An 18,256-nucleotide genomic window follows, 5' to 3' on the forward strand; every position below is an offset into this window, starting at 1 on the left:
CAGGGCCGGAGCCTCAGGCCATCACCGCATAGGCCGGGCGGCGCGGATCGGCGCCGGCGGCGAGCAGCCCGGTGGCGGGATCGGTCTTCACCACCTCCACCGCCCCCGCCAGCCAGCTCCGCTCCGGCCAGTCATGGATCGCATGGCCGCGCGCGGCGAGCGCGGCGCGGGTCGCCGGCGGGATCGCTCCCTCCACCGCCAGACGGCCGGGGAAGGCCTCGAAGGGCGCGAAGCTCGAGGGGAAGGAATAGCTGGCGACGCGCGGCGCCTCGATCGCCTCCTGCACCTCCATCCCGAATTGCATGATGTTCAGCAGCACCTGCAGCATGGCCTGGATCTGCACGTCGCCCCCCGGCGTGCCGAAGGGCATGACGCCGCCCGCCGCGGTCACCAGCAGCGCCGGGTTGGGCGTCAGGCGCGGCCGCTTGCCGGGCGCCACGCCGGCGGGATGCGCCGGGTCCGGCCGGCTCTGGCTGCCGCGGCTGGAGGGGATCAGGCCGAGCCCCGGCACCACCGGCGCATTCCAAGATCCGTCCGAGGGCGTGGCGCTGAAGGCGTTGCCCCAGCGATCGACCACGGCGCAGTAGGAGGTGTCGGCCTCGACCGGCGGGATCGCCCGGCCCGGGACCGCCCAGCCCGGCGCGGCGCCCGCGGCCAGGGCCGATCCCGGCTGCTGGCCGGGCATGCCGATCATGGCCTGCCGGGGATCGAGATCGACCAGCCGCGCCGCGACATGCGCCTCGGACAGCAGGTGATCGAGCGGCACGTCGACGAAGGCGGGGTCGCCGAAATGGTACTCCCGGTCGGCCATCGCCAGCTTGATGCATTCGGTGAAGAGGTGGAGGTAGTCCGGGCTGTTGTGCGCGAGCGCGCCGATGCCGCCCCGCTCCAGCAGCAGCAGCGCCTCGAGCAGCGCCGGGCCCTGGCACCAGGGGCCGCAGGTGATGACCTCATGCCCGCGCCATGTCCGGCGCACCGCCGGCTCGAGGCGCGAGCGGAAGGCCGCCAGGTCCTCGCGGCCGAGATAGCCGCCCTCGCGCGCCATGAAGGCGCAGATCTCGCGCGCGATGTCGCCGCGGTAGAAGGCGGCATGCGCCGCGGCGAGGCCGGCGGCGCGGCCATGCCGGGCGGCCGCCTTCTCCTCGTCGGCCATGTATTGCAGGGTCCGGGCGAGGTCCGCCTGGAGGAACTTCTCCCCGACCTGCGGCGGCCGCCCGCCGGGGAGGAAGATCGCCGCATTGCCAGGCCAGCGGGCATAGTCGGCGGCATGGTCGCGGATGGTCTCGGCCAGCAGCGGATGCACCGCGAAGCCGTCGCGGGCGAAGCGGATGGCCGCCGCGGCAACCTCGCCGAAGCCCATGGTGCCGTGCCGCTCGAGCGCGGTGATCCAGGCATCCGGCGCCGCCGGCACCACGGTGCGGAGCACGCCCTCGGGGATGCGCCCGGCATGCGCGCGCTGGAACAGGTCGGGCGGCAGGGCGCGCGGCCAGTGGCCGAGCCCGGCGATGGTCTCGACCGTGCCATTGCCCTTGCGGATCAGGATCGGCGCCACGCCCGCGACATTCACCAGGTCCGGCAGCAGCACGCCGAGCGCGATGCCCGTGGCGCAGCCGGCATCGATGGCGTTGCCGCCCGCCTCGAGCACCGCGAAGCCGGCCGCGGCGGCGAGGTAGTGGCCGGCCGAGACGGCGTGCCGCGTGCCGTAGAGCGTCGGGCGGGTGGCGAACATGGGCGTCCCTCCGGTCCCGCCGAGCCTCGGACCGGGCCCCGGCTGAGTCAAATCCTGGGCCGAGTCACATCCCGGGCCGGGGCACGGTCCCGCCCGCGCCCGCCGCGCTGTAGGCTGCGGCCCCCAGCCATCCGGGAGCGTTCGCATGTCCGAGGAAACGCCGATCCTGATGAGCCGCGACCCGCGCGGCATCGTCACCGCCACCCTCAACCGGCCGCATCGCGGCAATGCCTATAACGAGGCGCTGCTGCGGAGCCTCATCACGGCACTCGAGGCGCTGCGGGAGGACCCCGGTCTCCGCGCCCTGGTGCTGCGCGGGGCGGGACGGCATTTCGCCGCCGGCGCCGATATCGACTGGCTCGCCGAGGTCAGCGAATACCCGCCGGAGCGCGCCTACCAGGCCTCCCTCGCCACCACCCGGGCGATGCAGTTGCTGAACGAGTTCCCGCGCCCGACCTTCGCGGTGATCCAGGGCGCCTGCTTCGGCGGCGGCGCCGGGCTCGCCTGCTGCGTCGACGTGGCGCTGGCGACGCCGGCGGCGCTGTTCGGCCTCACCGAGGTGCGGGTCGGCGTCTCCCCCACCCCGATCTCGACGCAGATGGTGCAGGCGATGGGGCTGCGGCACACCCGGCGCTACGCCCTGACCGGCGAGCGCTTCGGTCCGGCCGAGGCGCTGCGAATCGGCCTGGTGCACGAGGTGCTGCCGGCCGAGGAGATCGAGGCGCGGCTCGCCGCCATCCTCGACGAGACGCTGCTCGCCGCGCCCGGGGCGATCGCCGTCACCAAGGAGAGCTTCCTCGGCGCCAACGGCCTCCTGCTGGATGCCCGGCAGATGGCGCTGCTGGCGCATGAGGGCTGGATGCAGCGCGCCTCGGCCGAGGGCCGCGAGGGGCTGGCGGCCTTTCGCGGCAAGCGGCGCCCGGCCTGGTATCCGGGCTGAGGCGCCCCGCGGAACCGCCGCGCGGCGTCCCATGGGGCCGCTCCGGCTCGGGGGCCATCACGGCCTGCCGCCTCGGGACGATGGGCAGCAAGATTTCCGACGGGCGTTGCGGCCGGCGGCGCAACCCTGCGGAGAGGGGTGCGCCGCGGGCCTCGGCGATAGGGATCATTGGCCGAGTCATCCGGCCGCCGTCATCGAAGCTTCATAAAACTGCAACCGTGTCGACTTCTCGCGGGTTTACCAGAGCGCCGCCTTGCCCGGGACCGCCGCGTCCCGGGCCACCTCCTGCCGGAGAGAGACGCGTGCAACGACGCAACCTGCTCATCGCCACCGGAATTGCGGCCACCGCCCCGCTGCTCGGCCGCCCCGCCCTCGCCGAGCAGACGCCGATCACCGGCGCCGGCGCCAGCTTCCCCCGCCCCGTCTATGAGCGCTGGGGCCAGGCGGCGCGCGAGGCCATCGGCGTCCAGCTCAACTACCAGTCCATCGGCTCGGGCGGCGGCATCAACCAGATCACGAACCGCACGGTGGATTTCGGGGCCTCCGACGCGCCCCTCGCCGCGGCCCAGCTCGCCGAGCGCCACCTGCTGCAATTCCCGACCGTCATGGGCTCGGTGGTGCTGATCGTGAACCTGCCGGGCGTCGCCGACAACGCGCTGCGCCTGACGCCCGAGCTGGTCGCCGACCTCTTCCTCGGCAAGCTGACGCGCTGGAACGACCCGCGCATCGCCGAGCAGAACAAGGAGCTCAAGCTCCCCAACCTGCCGGTGGCGCCGGTCTATCGCGCCGATGCCTCGGGCACGACCTTCGTCTTCACCTCCTACCTCGCCCGCGTCTCCGAGGCCTGGAAGTCCGGCCCGGGCGCCGCCACCAGCGTGCAATGGCCGGGCGGCCAGGGCGCCCGCGGCAACGAGGGCGTGGCGAACACCGTGCGGCAGACCCCGGGCGGCATCGGCTATACCGAGAACGCCTATGCCACGGTGAACCGACTGGTGACGACGCAGCTCCGCAACAAGGCCGGGCAGTTCGTCAAGCCGGAGATGCCGAACTTCCTCGCCGCCGCGAAGGCCGCGAACTGGAACGCGCCGAACTTCGCCGCCGACCTGATCGACCTCGACGGCCCCGAGACCTGGCCGATCGTCTCGCCCACCTTCATCCTGCTGCCGGTCAACCCGACGCCGGACCGCCTCGCGGGCAGCCTCGCCACGATGAAGTTCTTCGACTGGGCCTACAAGAACGGCGCCGAGGCGGCGCGGCGGCTGGAATACATCCCGCTGCCGGATGCGGTGCATGCCGCGATCCGCAGCGCCTGGGCCGCGGTGAAGTCGCCGGACGGCAAGGCCATCTGGACCGCCTGACGCCCGCGATCCGGCCCTGAGGGGCCCGATCCGCAGCGGCCGGGGGGCGCGCCCCCCGGCCTGACCACCCTGCCCCCAGGGGTCGCCCCCAAGGCCACCCCAAGGGCCACGAGCCGGGCACCGCGCCGGCGCCCGGCCACGGAGACCACCGCTTGTCGCACGCCACCACCCTCGCCGCCCCCGCCCGCCGCCGCGCCGGCGATGGCGGCGACCGCCTCTTCGCCGGGCTCTGCCTCGGCGCCGGCATCCTGGTGCTGCTGCTGCTCGGCGCCATCATCCTCACCCTCTTCCTCGGCGGCCTGCCGGCCTTCCGGGCCTTCGGCGCGGAATTCCTCTGGAGCACCGCCTGGTCGCCGGTCGAGGGACGGGAGAAGTACGGCGCGCTGGTGCCGATCTTCGGCACCGTGGTCTCGGCGGTGCTGGCGATCTTGGTCGCCGTGCCGCTCGCCTTCGGCGTCGCCTTCTTCCTCACCGAGCTGGCGCCGCCCTGGCTGCGCCGGCCGGTCGGCACCGCGATCGAGCTGCTGGCCGCCATCCCGTCGATCATCTACGGCATGTGGGGCCTCTTCGTGCTGGTGCCGCTGGTGCAGCAATACATCCAGCTCACCCTCGGCGACGCCCTCGGCGCCATCCCGCTGGTCGGCTTCCTCTTCGCCAGCAACAGCTTCGCCGGCACCTCGCTCTTCTCCGCCGCGCTGGTGCTGGCGATCATGATCCTGCCCTTCATCGCCGCCACCATGCGCGACGTCTTCGGCCAGGTGCCCGCCGTCTACAAGGAGAGCGCCTACGGCCTCGGCTGCACCCGCTGGGAGGTGATGCGCGGCGTCGTGCTGCCCTACACCCGCGTCTCGGTGGTCGGCGGCATCATGCTCGGCCTCGGCCGGGCGCTGGGCGAGACCATGGCCGTCACCTTCGTCATCGGCAACGCCAACCGCCTGCCGACCAGCCTCTTCGACCCCTCCACCACCATCGCCTCCATCGTCGCCATGGAGTTCCCGGAGAGCCTGATGGGCAGCCTGAAGCAGTCCTCTCTGCTCGCGCTCGGCTTCCTGCTCTTCGTCATCTCCTTCATCGTGCTGGCGATCTCCCGCCTGCTGCTGCGCAGCCGGCTGAAGGGCTGACCCGGAATGAGCACCACCACCCTCCCCGCCCTCACGCCGGTCAAGGATGCCGGCGTCGCGGCCTCGCTCGGGCGGCGGCGGAAGCGGCTCGACGCCCTGCTGCGCTGGTTCTGCATCGGCGCGACCGCGCTTGCCCTGCTCTTCCTCGCCTCCATCCTGCTGACCCTCGTCCTGCGCGGCCTCGAGGGGCTGAGCTGGGCGACCTTCACCCGGGAGTTCCAGCCGACCACCTATGGCGACCCGGAGGCGCCGACCGGCGGGCTGCTGCACGCCATCATCGGCTCGCTGATCCAGACCGCGATCGCAACCGCGGTCGGCACCCCGATCGGCCTGCTGGTCGGCACCTATCTCGCGGAATACGCCCGCGGCTCGCTGCTCGGGAACGCGGTGCGCTTCGTCTCGGACGTGCTGCTCTCGGCGCCCTCGATCCTGATCGGCCTCTTCATCTACCAGCTCGTCGTGCTGCCGATGGGTGGCTTCTCGGGCATCGCCGGGGCGCTGGCGCTCGCCATCATCGTCATCCCCGTCGTGGTCCGCACCACCGAGGACATGCTGCAGCTCCTGCCGAACACGCTGCGCGAGGCGGTGGTCGGGCTCGGCGCGCCGAAATGGAAGATGATCACCCTCGTCGCCTACCGCGCCGCCCTGCCGGGCATCGTCACCGGCATCCTGCTCGCCGTCGCGCGCATCGCCGGCGAGACCGCGCCGCTGCTGCTGACCAGCTTCGGCAACTCGGTGCTCTCGACCGACCTCGCCCGCTCCATGGCCAGCCTGCCGATCGCCATCTACCAGCAGGCCAATTCCGGCTTCCCCGACCTGATCGCCATCGCCTGGGCGGGGGCGCTGATCGTCACGGCCGGCGTCCTCATCCTCAACATCGTCGCGCGCTTCGCCGTGCGGTCCCGCAGCTAGCAGGAGACGCATCGATGAGTTCCACCTCCGGCCTCGAGGCCCAGGGCATGAAGCAGACGCCGGGCCGGCCCGCCATGGCCGGGCTGCAGGCGCGCTCCGAGGCGGCGCTGAACGCCACCGCCCGCGTCGCCGTGCGCAACCTCGAATTCTTCTACGGCGACAACCGGGCGCTGAAGGGCATCACCCTCGACCTGCCGGAGCGGCAGGTGACCGGCATGATCGGCCCCTCGGGCTGCGGCAAGTCGACGCTGCTGCGGGTGCTGAACCGCATGTACAGCCTCTATCCCGGGCAGCGGGCGACCGGCGAGGTGATCCTCGACGGCCGGAACATCCTCGATGCCGATGTCGACATCAACGCGCTGCGCGCCCGGGTCGGCATGGTGTTCCAGAAGCCGACCCCCTTCCCGATGACCATCGCCGAGAACATCGCCTTCGGCATCCGCCTGCACGAGCGCCTGACCAAGGCGCAGATGGAGGAGCGGATCGAATGGGCGCTGACCCGCGCCGCGCTCTGGGGCGAGGTGAAGGACCGGCTCAACACCAGCGCCATGGGCCTCTCGGGCGGGCAGCAGCAGCGGCTCTGCATCGCCCGCACCATCGCCGTCCGCCCGGAGGTGATCCTCTTCGACGAGCCGACCTCGGCGCTCGACCCGCTCAGCACCCTGAAGATCGAGGAGCTGATCGACGAGCTGAAGCGCGACTTCACCATCGCCATCGTCACCCACAACATGCAGCAGGCCGCCCGCTGCGCCGACCAGGTGGCCTTCTTCTATCTCGGCGAGCTGATCGAGGTGGCGCCGGCGGCGCAGCTCTTCACCGCGCCGCAGCATGCGCGGACCCAGGAATACATCACCGGGCGCTTCGGCTGAGACGGGGGCGGAGGATGGAGAAGATGCAGGAACACACCGTCCGCTCCTATGGCGAGGAGCTGCGCCGGCTGCGCGAGCTGGTGGCCCGCATGGGCGGCCTCGCCGAGCGGCAGGTGGCCGACGCGGTCACCGCCCTGGTCCGCCGCGACGCCGAGCTGGCCTCCGAGGTCATCGGCCGGGATTCCGAGATCGACGCGCTCGAGCGCGAGATCGAGGAGTTCTGCATCCGGCTGCTGGCGCTGCGCCAGCCGGTCGGCCAGGATCTCCGGCTGATCATCGCCTCGCTGAAGATCATCCACGCCATCGAGCGGATCGGCGACTACGCCCGCAACGCCGCCAAGCGCAGCGTGGTGCTGGCGCAGCAGCCGGCGCTCGGCAGCCTCAACGGCTTCCAGCGCATGGCGCGGATGGTGCAGGAGAACCTGAAGGGCGCGATGGACGCGCTGGTCAACGAGGACGCCGCCCGCGCCGACGAGGTCTGGGCCAACGACCAGCCCGTGGACGAGGTCTACAACGGCATCTTCCGCGAGATGCTGACCTTCATGATGGAGGACCCGCGCAACATCACCGCGGCGACGCATCTGCTCTTCGTCGCCAAGAACCTCGAGCGCATCGGCGACCACGCGACCAACATCGCCGAGACCGTGCACTACGCCGTCCGCGGCCAGCCGCTGACCGAGGAACGCCCGAAGGGCGACAGCTCGCCCTTCGCGGTGGTCCGGCCGCCGGCCTGACCGAAGGCGCCCCGGCCATGCCCGACATCATCCCCGGCAGCGCCCGGCCCACCATCCTCGTGGTCGAGGACGAGGTGCCGCTGCTCACCCTGCTCCGCTACAACCTGGAGAAGCAGGGCTTCCGCGTCGAGGAGGCGGCGGACGGCCAGGAGGCGCTGCTGCGCATCGCCGAGGCGAAGCCGGACCTGGTGCTGCTGGACTGGATGCTGCCGCAGCTCTCGGGCCTCGAGGTCTGCCGGCAGATCCGCCGCCGCCCCGCCACGCGCGACCTGCCGATCATCATGGTGACGGCGCGGACGGAGCAGCAGGACACGGTGCGCGCCCTCGACACCGGGGCCGACGACTACATCAGCAAGCCCTTCGCCATGGACGGGCTGCTGGCCCGCATCCGCGCCCTGCTGCGCCGCTCCGGCAGCCTCGCCATCCGCGGCAGCCTGGCCTTCCGCGACCTCAGCATGGACCAGGACGCGCACCGCGTCACGCGCGGCGGCCGGCCGCTGCATCTTGGCCCGACCGAGTACCGGCTGCTGGAATTCCTGATGCAGCATCCGGGCCGCGTCTTCTCGCGCGAGCAGCTCCTGGATGCGGTCTGGGGCCGCGACATCCATGTCGAGCCGCGGACGGTGGACGTGCATATCCGCCGGCTGCGCAAGGCGATCAACGGCCCCGGCGAGGAGGATGTGATCCGCACCGTGCGCTCGGCCGGCTACGCCCTCGACGTGGAGGCGGCCTGACGCCGGCGCACGAGGCTCCGACCTGCGGCCCGCAGGGCCGGGCGCCCGAACGGGCGCCGCGGCTTATGCCGCGCGGCCAGGCAAACCGGAGGGTTGCGCCCGGTATCACGCGGCCTATTCCGCCGGCCGGCCGACCGGGGCCACCTCGTCGAGGTCGTGCGCCGCCGGGCCGCGCGCCAGTTCCGCCTGCAGCCGGTCCTGGTCCAACTCGCCCTCCCAGCGGCTGACCGCGACGCAGGCGACGCCGTTGCCGACGAGGTTGGTCAGCGCCCGGCACTCGCTCATGAACTTGTCGATGCCGACCAGCACCGCCAGCGCCTCGATCGGGATGGCCGGGATCACCGAGAGGGTGGCGGCCAGGGTCACGAAGCCGGCGCCGGTCACCCCGGAGGCGCCCTTCGAGGTCAGCATGGCGACCAGCAGGATGGTCAGCTCCTGGCCGAGCGTCAGCTCGGTGTTCGTGGCATAGGCCAGGAACATCGTCGCCAGGGTCATGTAGATGTTGGTGCCGTCGAGGTTGAAGCTGTAGCCGAGCGGCACGGTCAGCCCGACCACCTGCGGCGCGCAGCCGAGGCGCTGCATCTTGCGCATGATCTGCGGCAGCACGCTCTCCGAGCTCGAGGTGCCGAGCACGATCAGCAGCTCCTCGCGGATATAGGCGATGAAGCGCAGGATCGAGAAGCCGCAGAAGCGCGCGATGGCGCCGAGCACGATGAGGACGAAGGCGATGGAGGTGAGGTAGAAGGTCGCCACCAGCTCGCCGAGCTGCACCAGGGAGCCGAGGCCGTAGGCGCCGATGGTGAAGGCCATGGCGCCGAAGGCGCCGACCGGCGCCGCCCGGACGACGATCTTCACCACGCCGAAGAAGATCTCGGCCAGCCGGTCGACGGCATGGCTGGCGGCGAGGCGCGCCCGCTCCGGCAGGGCGTTGATGGCGAAGCCGGTCAGCACCGCGAGCAGCAGCACCTGCAGCAGGTCGCCATGGGCGAAGGCGCCGATGAAGGTGTCCGGGATGATCGCCATCAGGTGGTCGGTGAAGCTGTCCGCCTTGGCGCGCGCGGCATAGGCGGCCACCGCCTTGGCGTCGAGCTGGCTCGGGTCGATGTTGAAGCCGCTGCCGGTGCGGAACAGCTTGGCGACGATGAGGCCGATGGCGAGGGCGAAGGTCGAGACCACCTCGAAATAGAGGATCGCCTTGAGCCCGACCCGGCCGACCTTGCTCGCCTCCCGCACCGAGGCGATGCCGTGCACCACGGTGCAGAACACCACCGGCGCGATCACCATCTTGATCAGCTTGATGAAGGCGTCGCCGAGCGGCTTCATCGCCGCCCCGATCTGCGGCCAGAGCACGCCGAGCAGGACGCCGAGCGCGATGGCGACCAGCACCTGGACATAGAGCAGCGACAGCCAGCGCCTCACCATGAAGCATCCCCCTCCGCAGGCCGGATCCCGGCCGCCGCGCCCATTGGAACGTCGCGCCTCACGCCGGCGTTGCGGCGTGGTTACGCGGCCGTCGTCCCCGCCCCGGCCTTGCCGGCCCTACCAGCCATTCACCCGCTCCCAGACCGCCACCACCTCGGCGCCGCCCTCCAGCACGTGGTAGCGGTCATAGGCCGCGGCGGTGAGGCAGGCATGGTTGGGGGCGACGCGCAGCCTGGCGCCGACCGGCAGGCGCTCGAAGGGCAGCGGCGCCCGGCCCTGCACCTCGCCATGCTCCTGATAGGCGCGCGCGACGACCGGCTCGCCCGGCAGCGGCCGGCCGTCGCGGTCGAGCACCAGGCCGAAGCCGTAGTCGCGCGGCGCCGCCGCGGTGCTGCGGTCCTTCGACAGCGCCAGCGCCCCGGCATCCAGCAGCAGCGTGTTGCGCTCCGGCCGCCGGCCGATCACCGAGGCCAGGACGGTGACCGCGATGGCCTCCGGCGGATGGGTGCCGAGCTGCGCCTGGAAGAGGTCGCCGAACATGTAGACCCCGGCGCGCATCTCGGTGACGCCCTCCATGCTCGCCGCATGCATCGCCACCGGCGAGGAGCCGAGCGAGACGATCGGCACCGCATGGCCGGCGGCGCGCAGCCGGGTCGCCGCGGCCAGCAGCCCGGCCCGCTCCGCCTCGGCGATCGCCGCCATCGCGGCGATGCTGCGCCCCTCGTAGCTGTGGCCGGAATGGCTGATGACGCCGGCGAGGCGGGGGCCGAGGGCGGCCGCGATCGCCGCCAGGGCCGGCCCCTCGGGCGCGACGCCGCCCCGCCCCTCGCCGACATCCACCTCGATCAGGGCCGGGAGGCCGGCCGGATGCGCCGCGATGGCCCGGGCGGCGTCGGGATCGTCGGTGATCACCTTCACCGCCGCGCCCGCCGCGTTCAGCGCCGCCACGGCATCGAGCTTCTGCGGCGTGATGCCGACGGCATAGATCTGGTCGCGCCAGCCGGCCTCGGCGAAGTAGCGCGCCTCGGCCAGGGTGCTGACGGTGATCGGGCCGAAATCCGGCGCTGCCAGTGCCGCCACCTCCCGGCTCTTCGCGGTCTTCAGGTGCGGCCGCAATTGCAGGCCGGGATGCCGCGCCACCGCCGCCTGCAGCATCGCCAGGTTGCGCCGCAGGATGCCGCGATCGAGGAGCAGGCAGGGGGTGGGCAGGTCGTCCAGGGTCACAGCGCTACCCCCAGCAGCTCGGCCAGCCGCGGCGTCGCCTTCAGCCCGCTGCCGGTCAGCACCAGCACCGTCCGCTCCGTCGGCCGGATGGTGCCGGCCGCCAGCAGCTTGGCGAAGGCCGCCGCCACCTGGGCGCTGGTCGGCTCGACATAGGTGCCGCCGCGGGCCAGGGTGAGCGTCGCCTCGGTGATCTCGGCCTCGGAGAGCATCACCGCCCCGCCGCGGCTGAGGCGCAGCATGCCGAGGCATTCCGGCAGGCGGAGGGGCTGCGCGATGGCCGTGCCCTCGGCGATGGTCGGCTGCGGCGCCGCCGCCTCGAGGCCGAGGAACTCGCGCGCGATCGGCGCGCAATGCGCCGGCTGCGCGGCGAAGAGGCGCGGCATGGCCTCGATCTGCCCGGCCCGCAGCAGCTCGGAGAAGCCGAGGCCGCAGCCGAGCAGGTTCGAGCCGGCGCCGCAGGGGACGATGACGTTGTCCGGCGCCTGGAAGCCGAGATCCTCCCACAGCTCATAGGCCAGGGTCTTGGTGCCCTGCAGGAAGAAGGGGTGCCAGTTGTGCGAGGCGTAGAAGAGGTTCGCCGCCTCGCGCAGCGCGGCATCGGCGCAGTCCTGCCGGCTGCCCGGGACCAGCGCGATCTCGGCGCCGCTCGCCCGCGCCTGCACCGTCTTGGCCGGGCTGGTGCTCTCCGGCACCATGATCTTCGCCCGCATCCCGCCGGCCGCGGCATAGGCGGCGATGGCGGCGCCGCCATTGCCCGAGCTGTCCTCGAGCACCGCATCGATCCCCTGCGCCCGCAGCAGGGAGAGCATCACCGAAGCGCCGCGGTCCTTGAAGCTGCCGGTCGGCATCAGCCACTCGCATTTCAGCAGCGCCGTGGCGCCGCCGAGGCGGCGCGGCACCAGCGGGGTGCCCCCCTCGCCCAGGCTGATCGGCTCGCCGGCGAGCGGCGGCAGGGCGGCGCGGTAGCGCCACAGGCTGCGCGTGCCGTGGTCGATGTCGTCGGGCGCGAGTCCCGGCAGGTCGGTCAGCAGCAGCGGCTCGCCGCCATCGCCGCACCAGCGGGGGGGATCGAGCGGCCAGGTCCGGCCGGTTCGGGGATCGAGATAGGCGAGCGGGTCCATGCCGGCGAGACTTGCCCTTTCGTCCCGCCGGGACAAGCTTTGCCGGCATGGATGACGCCGATGCCCTCGCCCGCCTGGCCGCCGAGCTGGTGGCGATCGACAGCCGCTCGGGCCGCTCGAACCTCGCCATCGCCGAGCGGATCGAGGCCGAGCTGGGCGGCTTCGAGATCGAGCGGCTGGACTATGCGGACGCCGCCGGGGTGCCGAAGCGGGCGCTGGTCGCGCATCGCGGCCCGCCGGGCGGGCATGCCCTCTCCGGCCATATGGACACGGTGCCCGAGACCGGCTGGCAGGAGGACCCCTGGCGGCCGCGGATCGATGCCGGGGGCGTGCTGCACGGGCTCGGCAGCGTCGACATGAAGGGGGCGGTCGCGGCCTGCATCCTGGCGGCGAAGGCCGCCCCGCCCGGCACCCCGGCGACCTTGCTGATCACCACCGACGAGGAGACCACCAAGGCCGGCGCCCGGGCGGTGGCGGGGAGCGCCCTCGCCCGCTCGCTCGGCCTCCGGGGAATCGTGGTGGCGGAGCCGACCGGCCTCGTGCCGGTGCGCGGCCACCGCTCCTCGGCCACCATCACCGCGACCGCCGAGGGGGTGCAGGCGCATTCCTCGACCGGCCAGGGGCGCAACGCCAATTGGGCGCTCATCCCCTTCCTCGCCGAGATGCAGGCCATCCAGCAGCGGCTGCGCACCGAGCCCGGGCTGCAGGACCCGGCCTACGACCCGCCCTTCGCCGATTTCAACCTGGTGATCGACAACCACGGCACGGCGGTGAACGTGACGCCGGCGCGGGCGACGGCGCGGATCAAATTCCGCGCCAGCCGGCGGCTGGAGACGGCGCCGATCCTCGACGCCATCCGCGCCGCCGGCCGGCGGGCGGGGGTGGCGGTCGAGATCGCCGCCGAGGGGCCGCCGCCTGAGCTGGCGGAGGATCACCCGCTGGTGGCGCTCGCCAGCCGCCTCACCGGGCAGGCGGCGCGGACGGCGCCCTACGGGACGGATGCCTCGGAGCTGCAGGCCCTGGCCCCCTGCCTCATCCTCGGCCCCGGCAGCATCGAGACGGCGCACACGCCGCGGGAATGCGTCGCCCTGGCCGATCTCGCCGCCGCGGTGCCGCTTTTTCTCCGCATTCTGACCGCAGCCTCACCCTGACGCCTGCCGCCGGCAATCTTCGCCGGCGCCAGGATATCCCCGGCGCGGCCAGCGCTCCCCATATCGGGACTCGGACTCGAGCCCGGCGCCGATGCCGGGCAGGAAACAGGATCATGCGACCCCTTCCCATCTCCCTTGCCCTGCTCGTCCCCCTCGGCCTCGGCGCCTGCACCGTGGCGCCGCCGAGCGGCCCGAGCGTCCTGGCGCTGCCCTCCCGGGGCAAGGACCTGCAGGCCTTCCAGGCCGAGGATGTGAACTGCCGGAATTTCGCCGGGGCCCAGCTCGGCGGCAACACGCCGCAGCAGGCGGCCAACCAGTCGGCGGTCGGCAGCGCCGCCATCGGCACCGGGCTCGGCGCCGCGGCCGGCGCGCTGATCGGCTCGGCCGGCGGCGCGATGGGCGCGGGCGCGGCGATCGGCGCCGGCGCCGGCCTGCTCGCCGGCTCGGCGGTCGGCGCCGGCAACGCCCAGGCCTCCAGCGGCAGCCTGCAGCAGCGCTTCGACATGGCCTACACGCAGTGCATGGCGAGCCACGGCAACAGCGTGCAGGCGGCGCCGCTGCCGACCACCATCCTGCCGGCGCCGGCCTATGCCTATCCCTATGCCTACCCCTATCCCGCCTGGGGCTATCCCTATTACGGCCCGGGCTATTGGGGCCCGAGCGTCTCCTTCGGCTATTACGGCGGCTGGGGCGGCTGGCGCGGCCGGCGCTGGTAGGCGCCGGCCGGAGGGTCAGAGCGAGGCGCCGCCGTCGACCGAGAGCTCCGCCCCGGTCATGTAGGCGCTATCCTCCGAAAGCAGGAACAGCACCGCCCGCGCCACGTCATCCGCCTGGCCGATGCGGCCGATCGGGATCTGCGAGAGGCGCACCGCCCGCTGCTCGTTGGTCCAGACCTTGACCATGTCGGTGTCGATCGGGCCCGGATGCACGCTGTTCACCCGGATGCCGCGCGGCGCGAGATCCACCGCGGCCGCCTTGGTCATGCCCCGCAGCGCCCATTTCGTCCCGCAATAGGCGAGCGCGCCGGGCGAGCCGCGCAACCCGGCGGTCGAGGAGATGTTGACGATCGAGCCGCCCCCGGCGCGCTCCATCGCCGGCACCACCGCCTGCATGCCGAGGAAGCAGCCGAGCTGGTTCACCCGCATATGCCGCTCGAACAGCGCCGCATCGGTCTGCATCAGCGTCCGCGGCACGTAGATGCCGGCATTGTTGACCATGCCGGTGAGCGGGCCGAGCTCCTCGGCCAGTTGCACCGCCGCCGCCCAGTCGGCCTCCTGCGTCACGTCCTGGCGGATGAAGCGCGCCGCCGGGCCGAGTTCCTCGGCCAGCGCCTGGCCTTCCTTCTCCAGCAGGTCGCCGAGGACGACCTTCGCGCCCTCGGCCACCAGCATGCGGGCCTCGGCCGCGCCCTGGCCGCGGGCGCCGCCGGAGATCAGCACCACCTTCCCCGTGAATCGCGGCATCGCTTCCTCCCCCTGTCTGCCGGGCGGAGCCTAGAGCAGATCCCGATCGGGCGACGAGACCCTGCCGGCGAAGGGCTGGGGCCCGTGCGGTGAACGCGGGCGAACCGGCTCCCATGCCCTGCCCCCGAACGGTGCGGACCGGCATGCCTTGAGAGCGGATCGCCGAGCGGCGGGAGCGGCCCGGCGCAGGGACGCGCCGGGATCTGACGCGGATCAATCCTCCCGGACCGGCGGATGCGCCATGCTGGCGCGGGATGCGGCGGTCCGCATCCCGCCCCGGCCGGCGCCGGGAAGGAGGAGATGGCATGCGGATCTCGCTGGCAACGGCCTTCTGCGCGCTGCTCGCGGCCATGCCCGTGGCGGCGCAGGATGCGGCGCAGCAGGCGCGGCTCGCCACCGGCCGCAAGGTGGCCGAGACCTGGTGCGCGAATTGCCATCTCATCGGCCCGCAGGCGCGCGGCCCGACCGGCGACGCGGCGCCGCCCTTCCACGCCATCGCCCGCATGCCGGAGACGAGCGACGCCACGCTGCGCGCCTTCCTGCGGATGCCGCATGCGACCATGCCCGACCATCAGCTCCGCCAGGAGGAGCTCGATGGCGTCGTCGCCTGGATCCTGGCCCTGCGATCCGGCCGGTAGAGGTGCCTGGCGAAACGGCACGCAGAAAGAATGACAAGGCCGCGGCGGCGCAGGCCGCGGCGGAACGGTTGCGCTTGCGGCCGGACGGCGCGGCCCGCCGCGGGACCGGCGGCACGGCTTTCGCGCTTGATCCGCCCGTCCATCCGGGCTGACCTTGGGCCACGGCACCGCGCATCGCCTCGCCCGGCGCGGCGCCGTTATCATATCCCGGGCGCAAGCAGAGAGGAGACGGGGGCATGGCTCGAGTTGCTTTGGTAACCGGCGGGCAGCGCGGCATCGGGGCCGCGATCAGCGAGGCATTGAAGGCGGCCGGCCGGACGGTGGTGGCGAGCTACGCCGGCAACGACGCGGCGGCGCAGGCCTTCACCGAGCGCACGGGCATCCCGTGCTACAAATTCGACGTCGCCGACTACGAGCAGTGCGCCGCGGCGGTGAAGAAGATCGAGGCGGAGGTCGGCCGAATCGAGATCCTGGTCAACAATGCCGGCATCACCCGCGACGCCACGATGAAGCGGCTCTCACGCAAGATGTGGGACGACGTCATCGATACCAATCTCGGCTCCTGCTACAACCTCTGCAAGCTGGTCTGGGACGGCATGACGGAGCGGAAGTTCGGCCGCATCGTCAATATCGGCTCGATCAACGGCCAGGCCGGCCAGTATGGCCAGGTGAACTACGCCGCCGCCAAATCCGGCATCCACGGCTTCACCAAGGCGCTGGCGCAGGAAGGCGCGCGGATGCACATCACCGTCAACGCCATCGCGCCCGGCTATGTCGATACCGAGATGGTGCGCGCGGTGCCGCCCGACGTGCTCGAGAAGATCATTGCCCGCATCCCCCGCGGCCGGCTCGGCAAGGCCGAGGACATCGCCCGCGGCGTGGCCTTCCTCACCGCCGACGACGCCGATTTCATCACCGGCTCGACCCTCTCCATCAACGGCGGCCAGCACATGTACTAGCTCCCCGCAGAACCGCGTCGCGGCTCTGCGGGGGCCCCGCGGAGCCGCCTCCTGCGCAAGGGACGTCACAGCCTGCCGCGGCGAAGCCGCGGCAGGACAACGGGCCGCGGCGGTTCCGATGGGCGTCCTGAACGGGGCCGCCTGCCGCCGGGGCATGGCGGCAGCCCGTCATCCGGGGCATGCTGCGGCGCCAGGAACGGGGGAGACGACGCGATGGGCTATGCCGTGCTTGCCTTCGACGGCGAGGACAGGGAGGCGCCGGCACGCCGCATGGCGGCACGCGACCGGCACCTGGAGGTGCTGACCCGCTGGGCCGGCGATGGCCGCCTCGCCTTCGGCACGCCGCTGCTCGCCGCGGATGGCCGGGCCATCGGCTCGCTGATGATCCTCGCCGTGCCGGACGAGGCCGGGCTGCGCGACTACCTCGCCGAGGAGCCCTTCAACCAGTCCGGCGTTTGGGCGCGGCACGAGGTCTTCCCCTTCCGCATCGCGCCCCTGCCCTATCGCCGCCTGCCGCAGCCCGGCACGCCGATCGCGCCGTCGCGGACCCATACCGTCATCCTCGCCCATGACGGGCGCGATGCCGGCGCCGCGGCGCGCCGGCAGGCGGTGCGGGCGCAGCACATCGCCCGCGTCGGGCCGATGGCCGAGTCCGGCCTGCTCGCCATCGGCGGCGCCATCCTCGATGCCGGCGGCGCGATGATCGGCTCGGTCGCGGTGACCGCGCACGACACCGACGCCGCGGCGCGCGCCTGGATGGCGGAGGATCCCTATGTCACCGGCGGCGTCTGGCAGGAGACGGTGCTCCACGGCACCCGCTTCGCGCCGCTGCCCTGGCAGGCGCTGCCGGGGGGCGTGTGATGCCGCGCCTGATCGACTACGCCGAGGCCGGGCCGGAGGTGCGCGCGGTCTACGACGCCATCAAGGCGGCGCGCGGCGTGCCGGACGTGAACAATTTCTGGAAGGCGCTCGCCGTCGACCCGCCGACGCTCCGGCGCACCTGGGAGAGCCTGTCGCAGGTGATGGCGCCCGGGGCGCTGGATGCGCGGACCAAGGAGATGCTCTACCTCGCCGTCTCCATGGCGGCCGGCTGCGCCTATTGCACCGCGAGCCATGGGGCCGCCGCCCGTCGCGCCGGCATGGACGAGGCGATGTTCGGCGAGCTGCTCGCCGTGGTCGGCATGGCGGCCGAGACCAACCGGCTGGCCGAGGCGCTGCGGGTGCCGGTCGATCCCGCCTTCGAGACATGATCCGCGACCTCCGCATCTGCTTCGTCGGCGACAGCTTCGTCGCCGGCGCCGGGGACGAGACGGCGCTCGGCTGGGTCGGGCGCGTCACGGCCGCCGCCTGGGACCGCGGCGTGGCGCTCACCGCCTACAATCTCGGCGTGCGGCGCGATACCAGCGCGGATCTCCGGCGGCGGATGGAGGCGGAGGTGCTGGCGCGGCTGCTGCGCGCCGGCGATGCCCAGGCGGTCGTGCTCAGCTTCGGCGTCAACGACTGCACGCATGAGGACGAGATGCCGCGCGTGCCGCCGGAGGTGACGGAGGAGAATGCCGCGGCGCTGCTCGGCTGGGCGGCGACGCGCTGGCCGGTGCTGATGGTCGGCCCGCCGCCGGTGCTGGACGACGCCGCGCATGATGCGCGCGTCGCCGCGCTCTCGGCCCGGCTCGAGGCGCTCTGCGCGGCGATGCACCTGCCCTATCTGCCGGTGCACGCGCCGCTCGCGGGGAGCGGCGCCTGGCGCAACGCGGTCGGCCGCGGCGACGGCGTGCATCCCGACGGCGCCGGCTATGCCGCCCTCGCCGGCCTGGTCGAGGGCTGGCCGCCCTGGCGGCGGCTGACCACGGCCTGAGCCACCACGGCCTGAGCCAGGGCCAG

At 72.9% G+C, this 18,256-nt stretch carries 19 protein-coding genes; 14 read left to right on the forward strand and 5 right to left on the reverse strand.

Annotated elements, in window-relative coordinates:
- Nucleotides 1-13: 13 nt before the first annotated feature.
- Entirely contained in the window at nucleotides 14-1,729 is a 1,716-nt protein-coding gene (locus DOO78_RS14535) for a gamma-glutamyltransferase family protein (RefSeq protein ID WP_111470577.1), read from the reverse strand.
- Between the two features lie 145 nt (nucleotides 1,730-1,874).
- Between DOO78_RS14535 and DOO78_RS14540 the strand changes: the two genes are divergently transcribed.
- From DOO78_RS14540 to phoB, 7 genes are all read left to right on the forward strand, one after another.
- A complete protein-coding gene (locus DOO78_RS14540) occupies nucleotides 1,875-2,669 on the forward strand; it encodes an enoyl-CoA hydratase-related protein (protein ID WP_111470578.1) in 795 nt (264 codons plus the stop codon).
- Nucleotides 2,670-2,971: 302 nt separating this feature from the next.
- Nucleotides 2,972-4,027, forward strand: a complete 1,056-nt coding sequence (gene pstS / locus DOO78_RS14545) for a phosphate ABC transporter substrate-binding protein PstS (protein ID WP_243634556.1) — start codon at nucleotides 2,972-2,974, stop codon at nucleotides 4,025-4,027.
- 152 nt (nucleotides 4,028-4,179) lie between these two features.
- Nucleotides 4,180-5,148 (forward strand): phosphate ABC transporter permease subunit PstC, encoded by a 969-nt coding sequence (pstC, locus tag DOO78_RS14550; protein ID WP_111470580.1) that lies wholly within the window; start codon nucleotides 4,180-4,182, stop codon nucleotides 5,146-5,148.
- 6 nt (nucleotides 5,149-5,154) lie between these two features.
- A complete protein-coding gene (gene pstA / locus DOO78_RS14555) occupies nucleotides 5,155-6,060 on the forward strand; it encodes a phosphate ABC transporter permease PstA (protein ID WP_111470581.1) in 906 nt (301 codons plus the stop codon).
- 74 nt (nucleotides 6,061-6,134) lie between these two features.
- Complete coding sequence (gene pstB, locus DOO78_RS14560) at nucleotides 6,135-6,929, forward strand: phosphate ABC transporter ATP-binding protein PstB (RefSeq protein WP_243634564.1); 795 nt, start codon at nucleotides 6,135-6,137, stop codon at nucleotides 6,927-6,929.
- A gap of 14 nt (nucleotides 6,930-6,943) precedes the next feature.
- Nucleotides 6,944-7,663 (forward strand): phosphate signaling complex protein PhoU, encoded by a 720-nt coding sequence (gene phoU / locus DOO78_RS14565; RefSeq protein ID WP_111470582.1) that lies wholly within the window; start codon nucleotides 6,944-6,946, stop codon nucleotides 7,661-7,663.
- A gap of 17 nt (nucleotides 7,664-7,680) precedes the next feature.
- Nucleotides 7,681-8,397, forward strand: a complete 717-nt coding sequence (gene phoB / locus DOO78_RS14570; RefSeq protein ID WP_111470583.1) for a phosphate regulon transcriptional regulator PhoB — start codon at nucleotides 7,681-7,683, stop codon at nucleotides 8,395-8,397.
- A gap of 114 nt (nucleotides 8,398-8,511) precedes the next feature.
- On the opposite strand, the gene dctA is transcribed toward phoB, so the two are convergent.
- The 3 genes from dctA to DOO78_RS14585 form a co-directional block, all read right to left on the reverse strand.
- Nucleotides 8,512-9,819, reverse strand: coding sequence for a C4-dicarboxylate transporter DctA (gene dctA, locus DOO78_RS14575; protein ID WP_111470584.1), 1,308 nt, complete (start codon nucleotides 9,817-9,819; stop codon nucleotides 8,512-8,514).
- Nucleotides 9,820-9,936: 117 nt separating this feature from the next.
- Complete coding sequence (locus tag DOO78_RS14580; protein WP_243634557.1) at nucleotides 9,937-11,043, reverse strand: alanine racemase; 1,107 nt, start codon at nucleotides 11,041-11,043, stop codon at nucleotides 9,937-9,939.
- Nucleotides 11,040-12,164, reverse strand: a complete 1,125-nt coding sequence (locus tag DOO78_RS14585) for a pyridoxal-phosphate dependent enzyme (protein ID WP_111470585.1) — start codon at nucleotides 12,162-12,164, stop codon at nucleotides 11,040-11,042. The genes DOO78_RS14580 and DOO78_RS14585 overlap by 4 nt, the downstream gene beginning before the upstream one ends.
- Before the next feature lie 47 nt (nucleotides 12,165-12,211).
- Between DOO78_RS14585 and DOO78_RS14590 the strand changes: the two genes are divergently transcribed.
- Both DOO78_RS14590 and DOO78_RS27095 read left to right on the forward strand, forming a co-directional pair.
- Nucleotides 12,212-13,315, forward strand: coding sequence for a M20/M25/M40 family metallo-hydrolase (locus DOO78_RS14590; RefSeq protein ID WP_111470586.1), 1,104 nt, complete (start codon nucleotides 12,212-12,214; stop codon nucleotides 13,313-13,315).
- Between the two features lie 113 nt (nucleotides 13,316-13,428).
- Complete coding sequence (locus DOO78_RS27095) at nucleotides 13,429-14,031, forward strand: glycine zipper family protein (RefSeq protein ID WP_111470587.1); 603 nt, start codon at nucleotides 13,429-13,431, stop codon at nucleotides 14,029-14,031.
- Between the two features lie 15 nt (nucleotides 14,032-14,046).
- Here DOO78_RS27095 and DOO78_RS14600 read toward each other — a convergent pair whose 3' ends face one another.
- Entirely contained in the window at nucleotides 14,047-14,778 is a 732-nt protein-coding gene (locus DOO78_RS14600) for an SDR family NAD(P)-dependent oxidoreductase (RefSeq protein WP_111470588.1), read from the reverse strand.
- A gap of 305 nt (nucleotides 14,779-15,083) precedes the next feature.
- On the opposite strand from DOO78_RS14600, the gene DOO78_RS14605 reads away from it, so the two are divergent.
- From DOO78_RS14605 to DOO78_RS14630, 5 genes are all read left to right on the forward strand, one after another.
- Complete coding sequence (locus tag DOO78_RS14605) at nucleotides 15,084-15,416, forward strand: c-type cytochrome (protein ID WP_165838903.1); 333 nt, start codon at nucleotides 15,084-15,086, stop codon at nucleotides 15,414-15,416.
- 236 nt (nucleotides 15,417-15,652) lie between these two features.
- Nucleotides 15,653-16,375 carry an acetoacetyl-CoA reductase gene (gene phbB, locus DOO78_RS14610; protein WP_111470590.1) on the forward strand — a complete coding sequence of 241 codons (723 nt, stop codon included), beginning with the start codon at nucleotides 15,653-15,655 and terminating at the stop codon, nucleotides 16,373-16,375.
- A 213-nt stretch (nucleotides 16,376-16,588) separates the two neighbouring features.
- Nucleotides 16,589-17,236: a YciI family protein gene (locus DOO78_RS28175; protein WP_243634558.1), complete on the forward strand. Its 648-nt coding sequence runs from the start codon at nucleotides 16,589-16,591 to the stop codon at nucleotides 17,234-17,236.
- On the forward strand, nucleotides 17,236-17,625 hold the full coding sequence (locus tag DOO78_RS14625) for a carboxymuconolactone decarboxylase family protein (protein WP_207802908.1): 390 nt from the start codon (nucleotides 17,236-17,238) through the stop codon (nucleotides 17,623-17,625). The genes DOO78_RS28175 and DOO78_RS14625 overlap by 1 nt, the downstream gene beginning before the upstream one ends.
- Complete coding sequence (locus DOO78_RS14630) at nucleotides 17,622-18,230, forward strand: GDSL-type esterase/lipase family protein (protein ID WP_111470592.1); 609 nt, start codon at nucleotides 17,622-17,624, stop codon at nucleotides 18,228-18,230. Before DOO78_RS14625 ends, DOO78_RS14630 begins: the two co-directional genes overlap by 4 nt.
- Nucleotides 18,231-18,256: the final 26 nt, after the last annotated feature.

The sequence above is a fragment of the Roseicella frigidaeris genome (assembly GCF_003258945.1).
In the GTDB taxonomy this organism is placed as follows: Bacteria; Pseudomonadota; Alphaproteobacteria; order Acetobacterales; family Acetobacteraceae; genus Paracraurococcus; species Paracraurococcus frigidaeris.

Bases quoted from the DNA above. Each gene is read 5' to 3' on its own strand.
- DOO78_RS14625 (WP_207802908.1), top strand. From the start codon at position 17,236: ATGCCGCGCCTGATCGACTACGCCGAGGCCGGGCCGGAGGTGCGCGCG.
- DOO78_RS14590 (WP_111470586.1), top strand. From the start codon at position 12,212: ATGGATGACGCCGATGCCCTCGCCCGCCTGGCCGCCGAGCTGGTGGCG.
- DOO78_RS14600 (WP_111470588.1), bottom strand. From the start codon at position 14,778: ATGCCGCGATTCACGGGGAAGGTGGTGCTGATCTCCGGCGGCGCCCGC.
- dctA (WP_111470584.1), bottom strand. From the start codon at position 9,819: ATGGTGAGGCGCTGGCTGTCGCTGCTCTATGTCCAGGTGCTGGTCGCC.
- DOO78_RS14605 (WP_165838903.1), top strand. From the start codon at position 15,084: ATGCGGATCTCGCTGGCAACGGCCTTCTGCGCGCTGCTCGCGGCCATG.
- DOO78_RS27095 (WP_111470587.1), top strand. From the start codon at position 13,429: ATGCGACCCCTTCCCATCTCCCTTGCCCTGCTCGTCCCCCTCGGCCTC.
- pstB (WP_243634564.1), top strand. From the start codon at position 6,135: ATGGCCGGGCTGCAGGCGCGCTCCGAGGCGGCGCTGAACGCCACCGCC.
- DOO78_RS14535 (WP_111470577.1), bottom strand. From the start codon at position 1,729: ATGTTCGCCACCCGCCCGACGCTCTACGGCACGCGGCACGCCGTCTCG.
- DOO78_RS14585 (WP_111470585.1), bottom strand. From the start codon at position 12,164: ATGGACCCGCTCGCCTATCTCGATCCCCGAACCGGCCGGACCTGGCCG.
- DOO78_RS14540 (WP_111470578.1), top strand. From the start codon at position 1,875: ATGTCCGAGGAAACGCCGATCCTGATGAGCCGCGACCCGCGCGGCATC.
- pstA (WP_111470581.1), top strand. From the start codon at position 5,155: ATGAGCACCACCACCCTCCCCGCCCTCACGCCGGTCAAGGATGCCGGC.
- phbB (WP_111470590.1), top strand. From the start codon at position 15,653: ATGGCTCGAGTTGCTTTGGTAACCGGCGGGCAGCGCGGCATCGGGGCC.
- phoB (WP_111470583.1), top strand. From the start codon at position 7,681: ATGCCCGACATCATCCCCGGCAGCGCCCGGCCCACCATCCTCGTGGTC.
- DOO78_RS14630 (WP_111470592.1), top strand. From the start codon at position 17,622: ATGATCCGCGACCTCCGCATCTGCTTCGTCGGCGACAGCTTCGTCGCC.
- phoU (WP_111470582.1), top strand. From the start codon at position 6,944: ATGGAGAAGATGCAGGAACACACCGTCCGCTCCTATGGCGAGGAGCTG.
- DOO78_RS28175 (WP_243634558.1), top strand. From the start codon at position 16,589: ATGGGCTATGCCGTGCTTGCCTTCGACGGCGAGGACAGGGAGGCGCCG.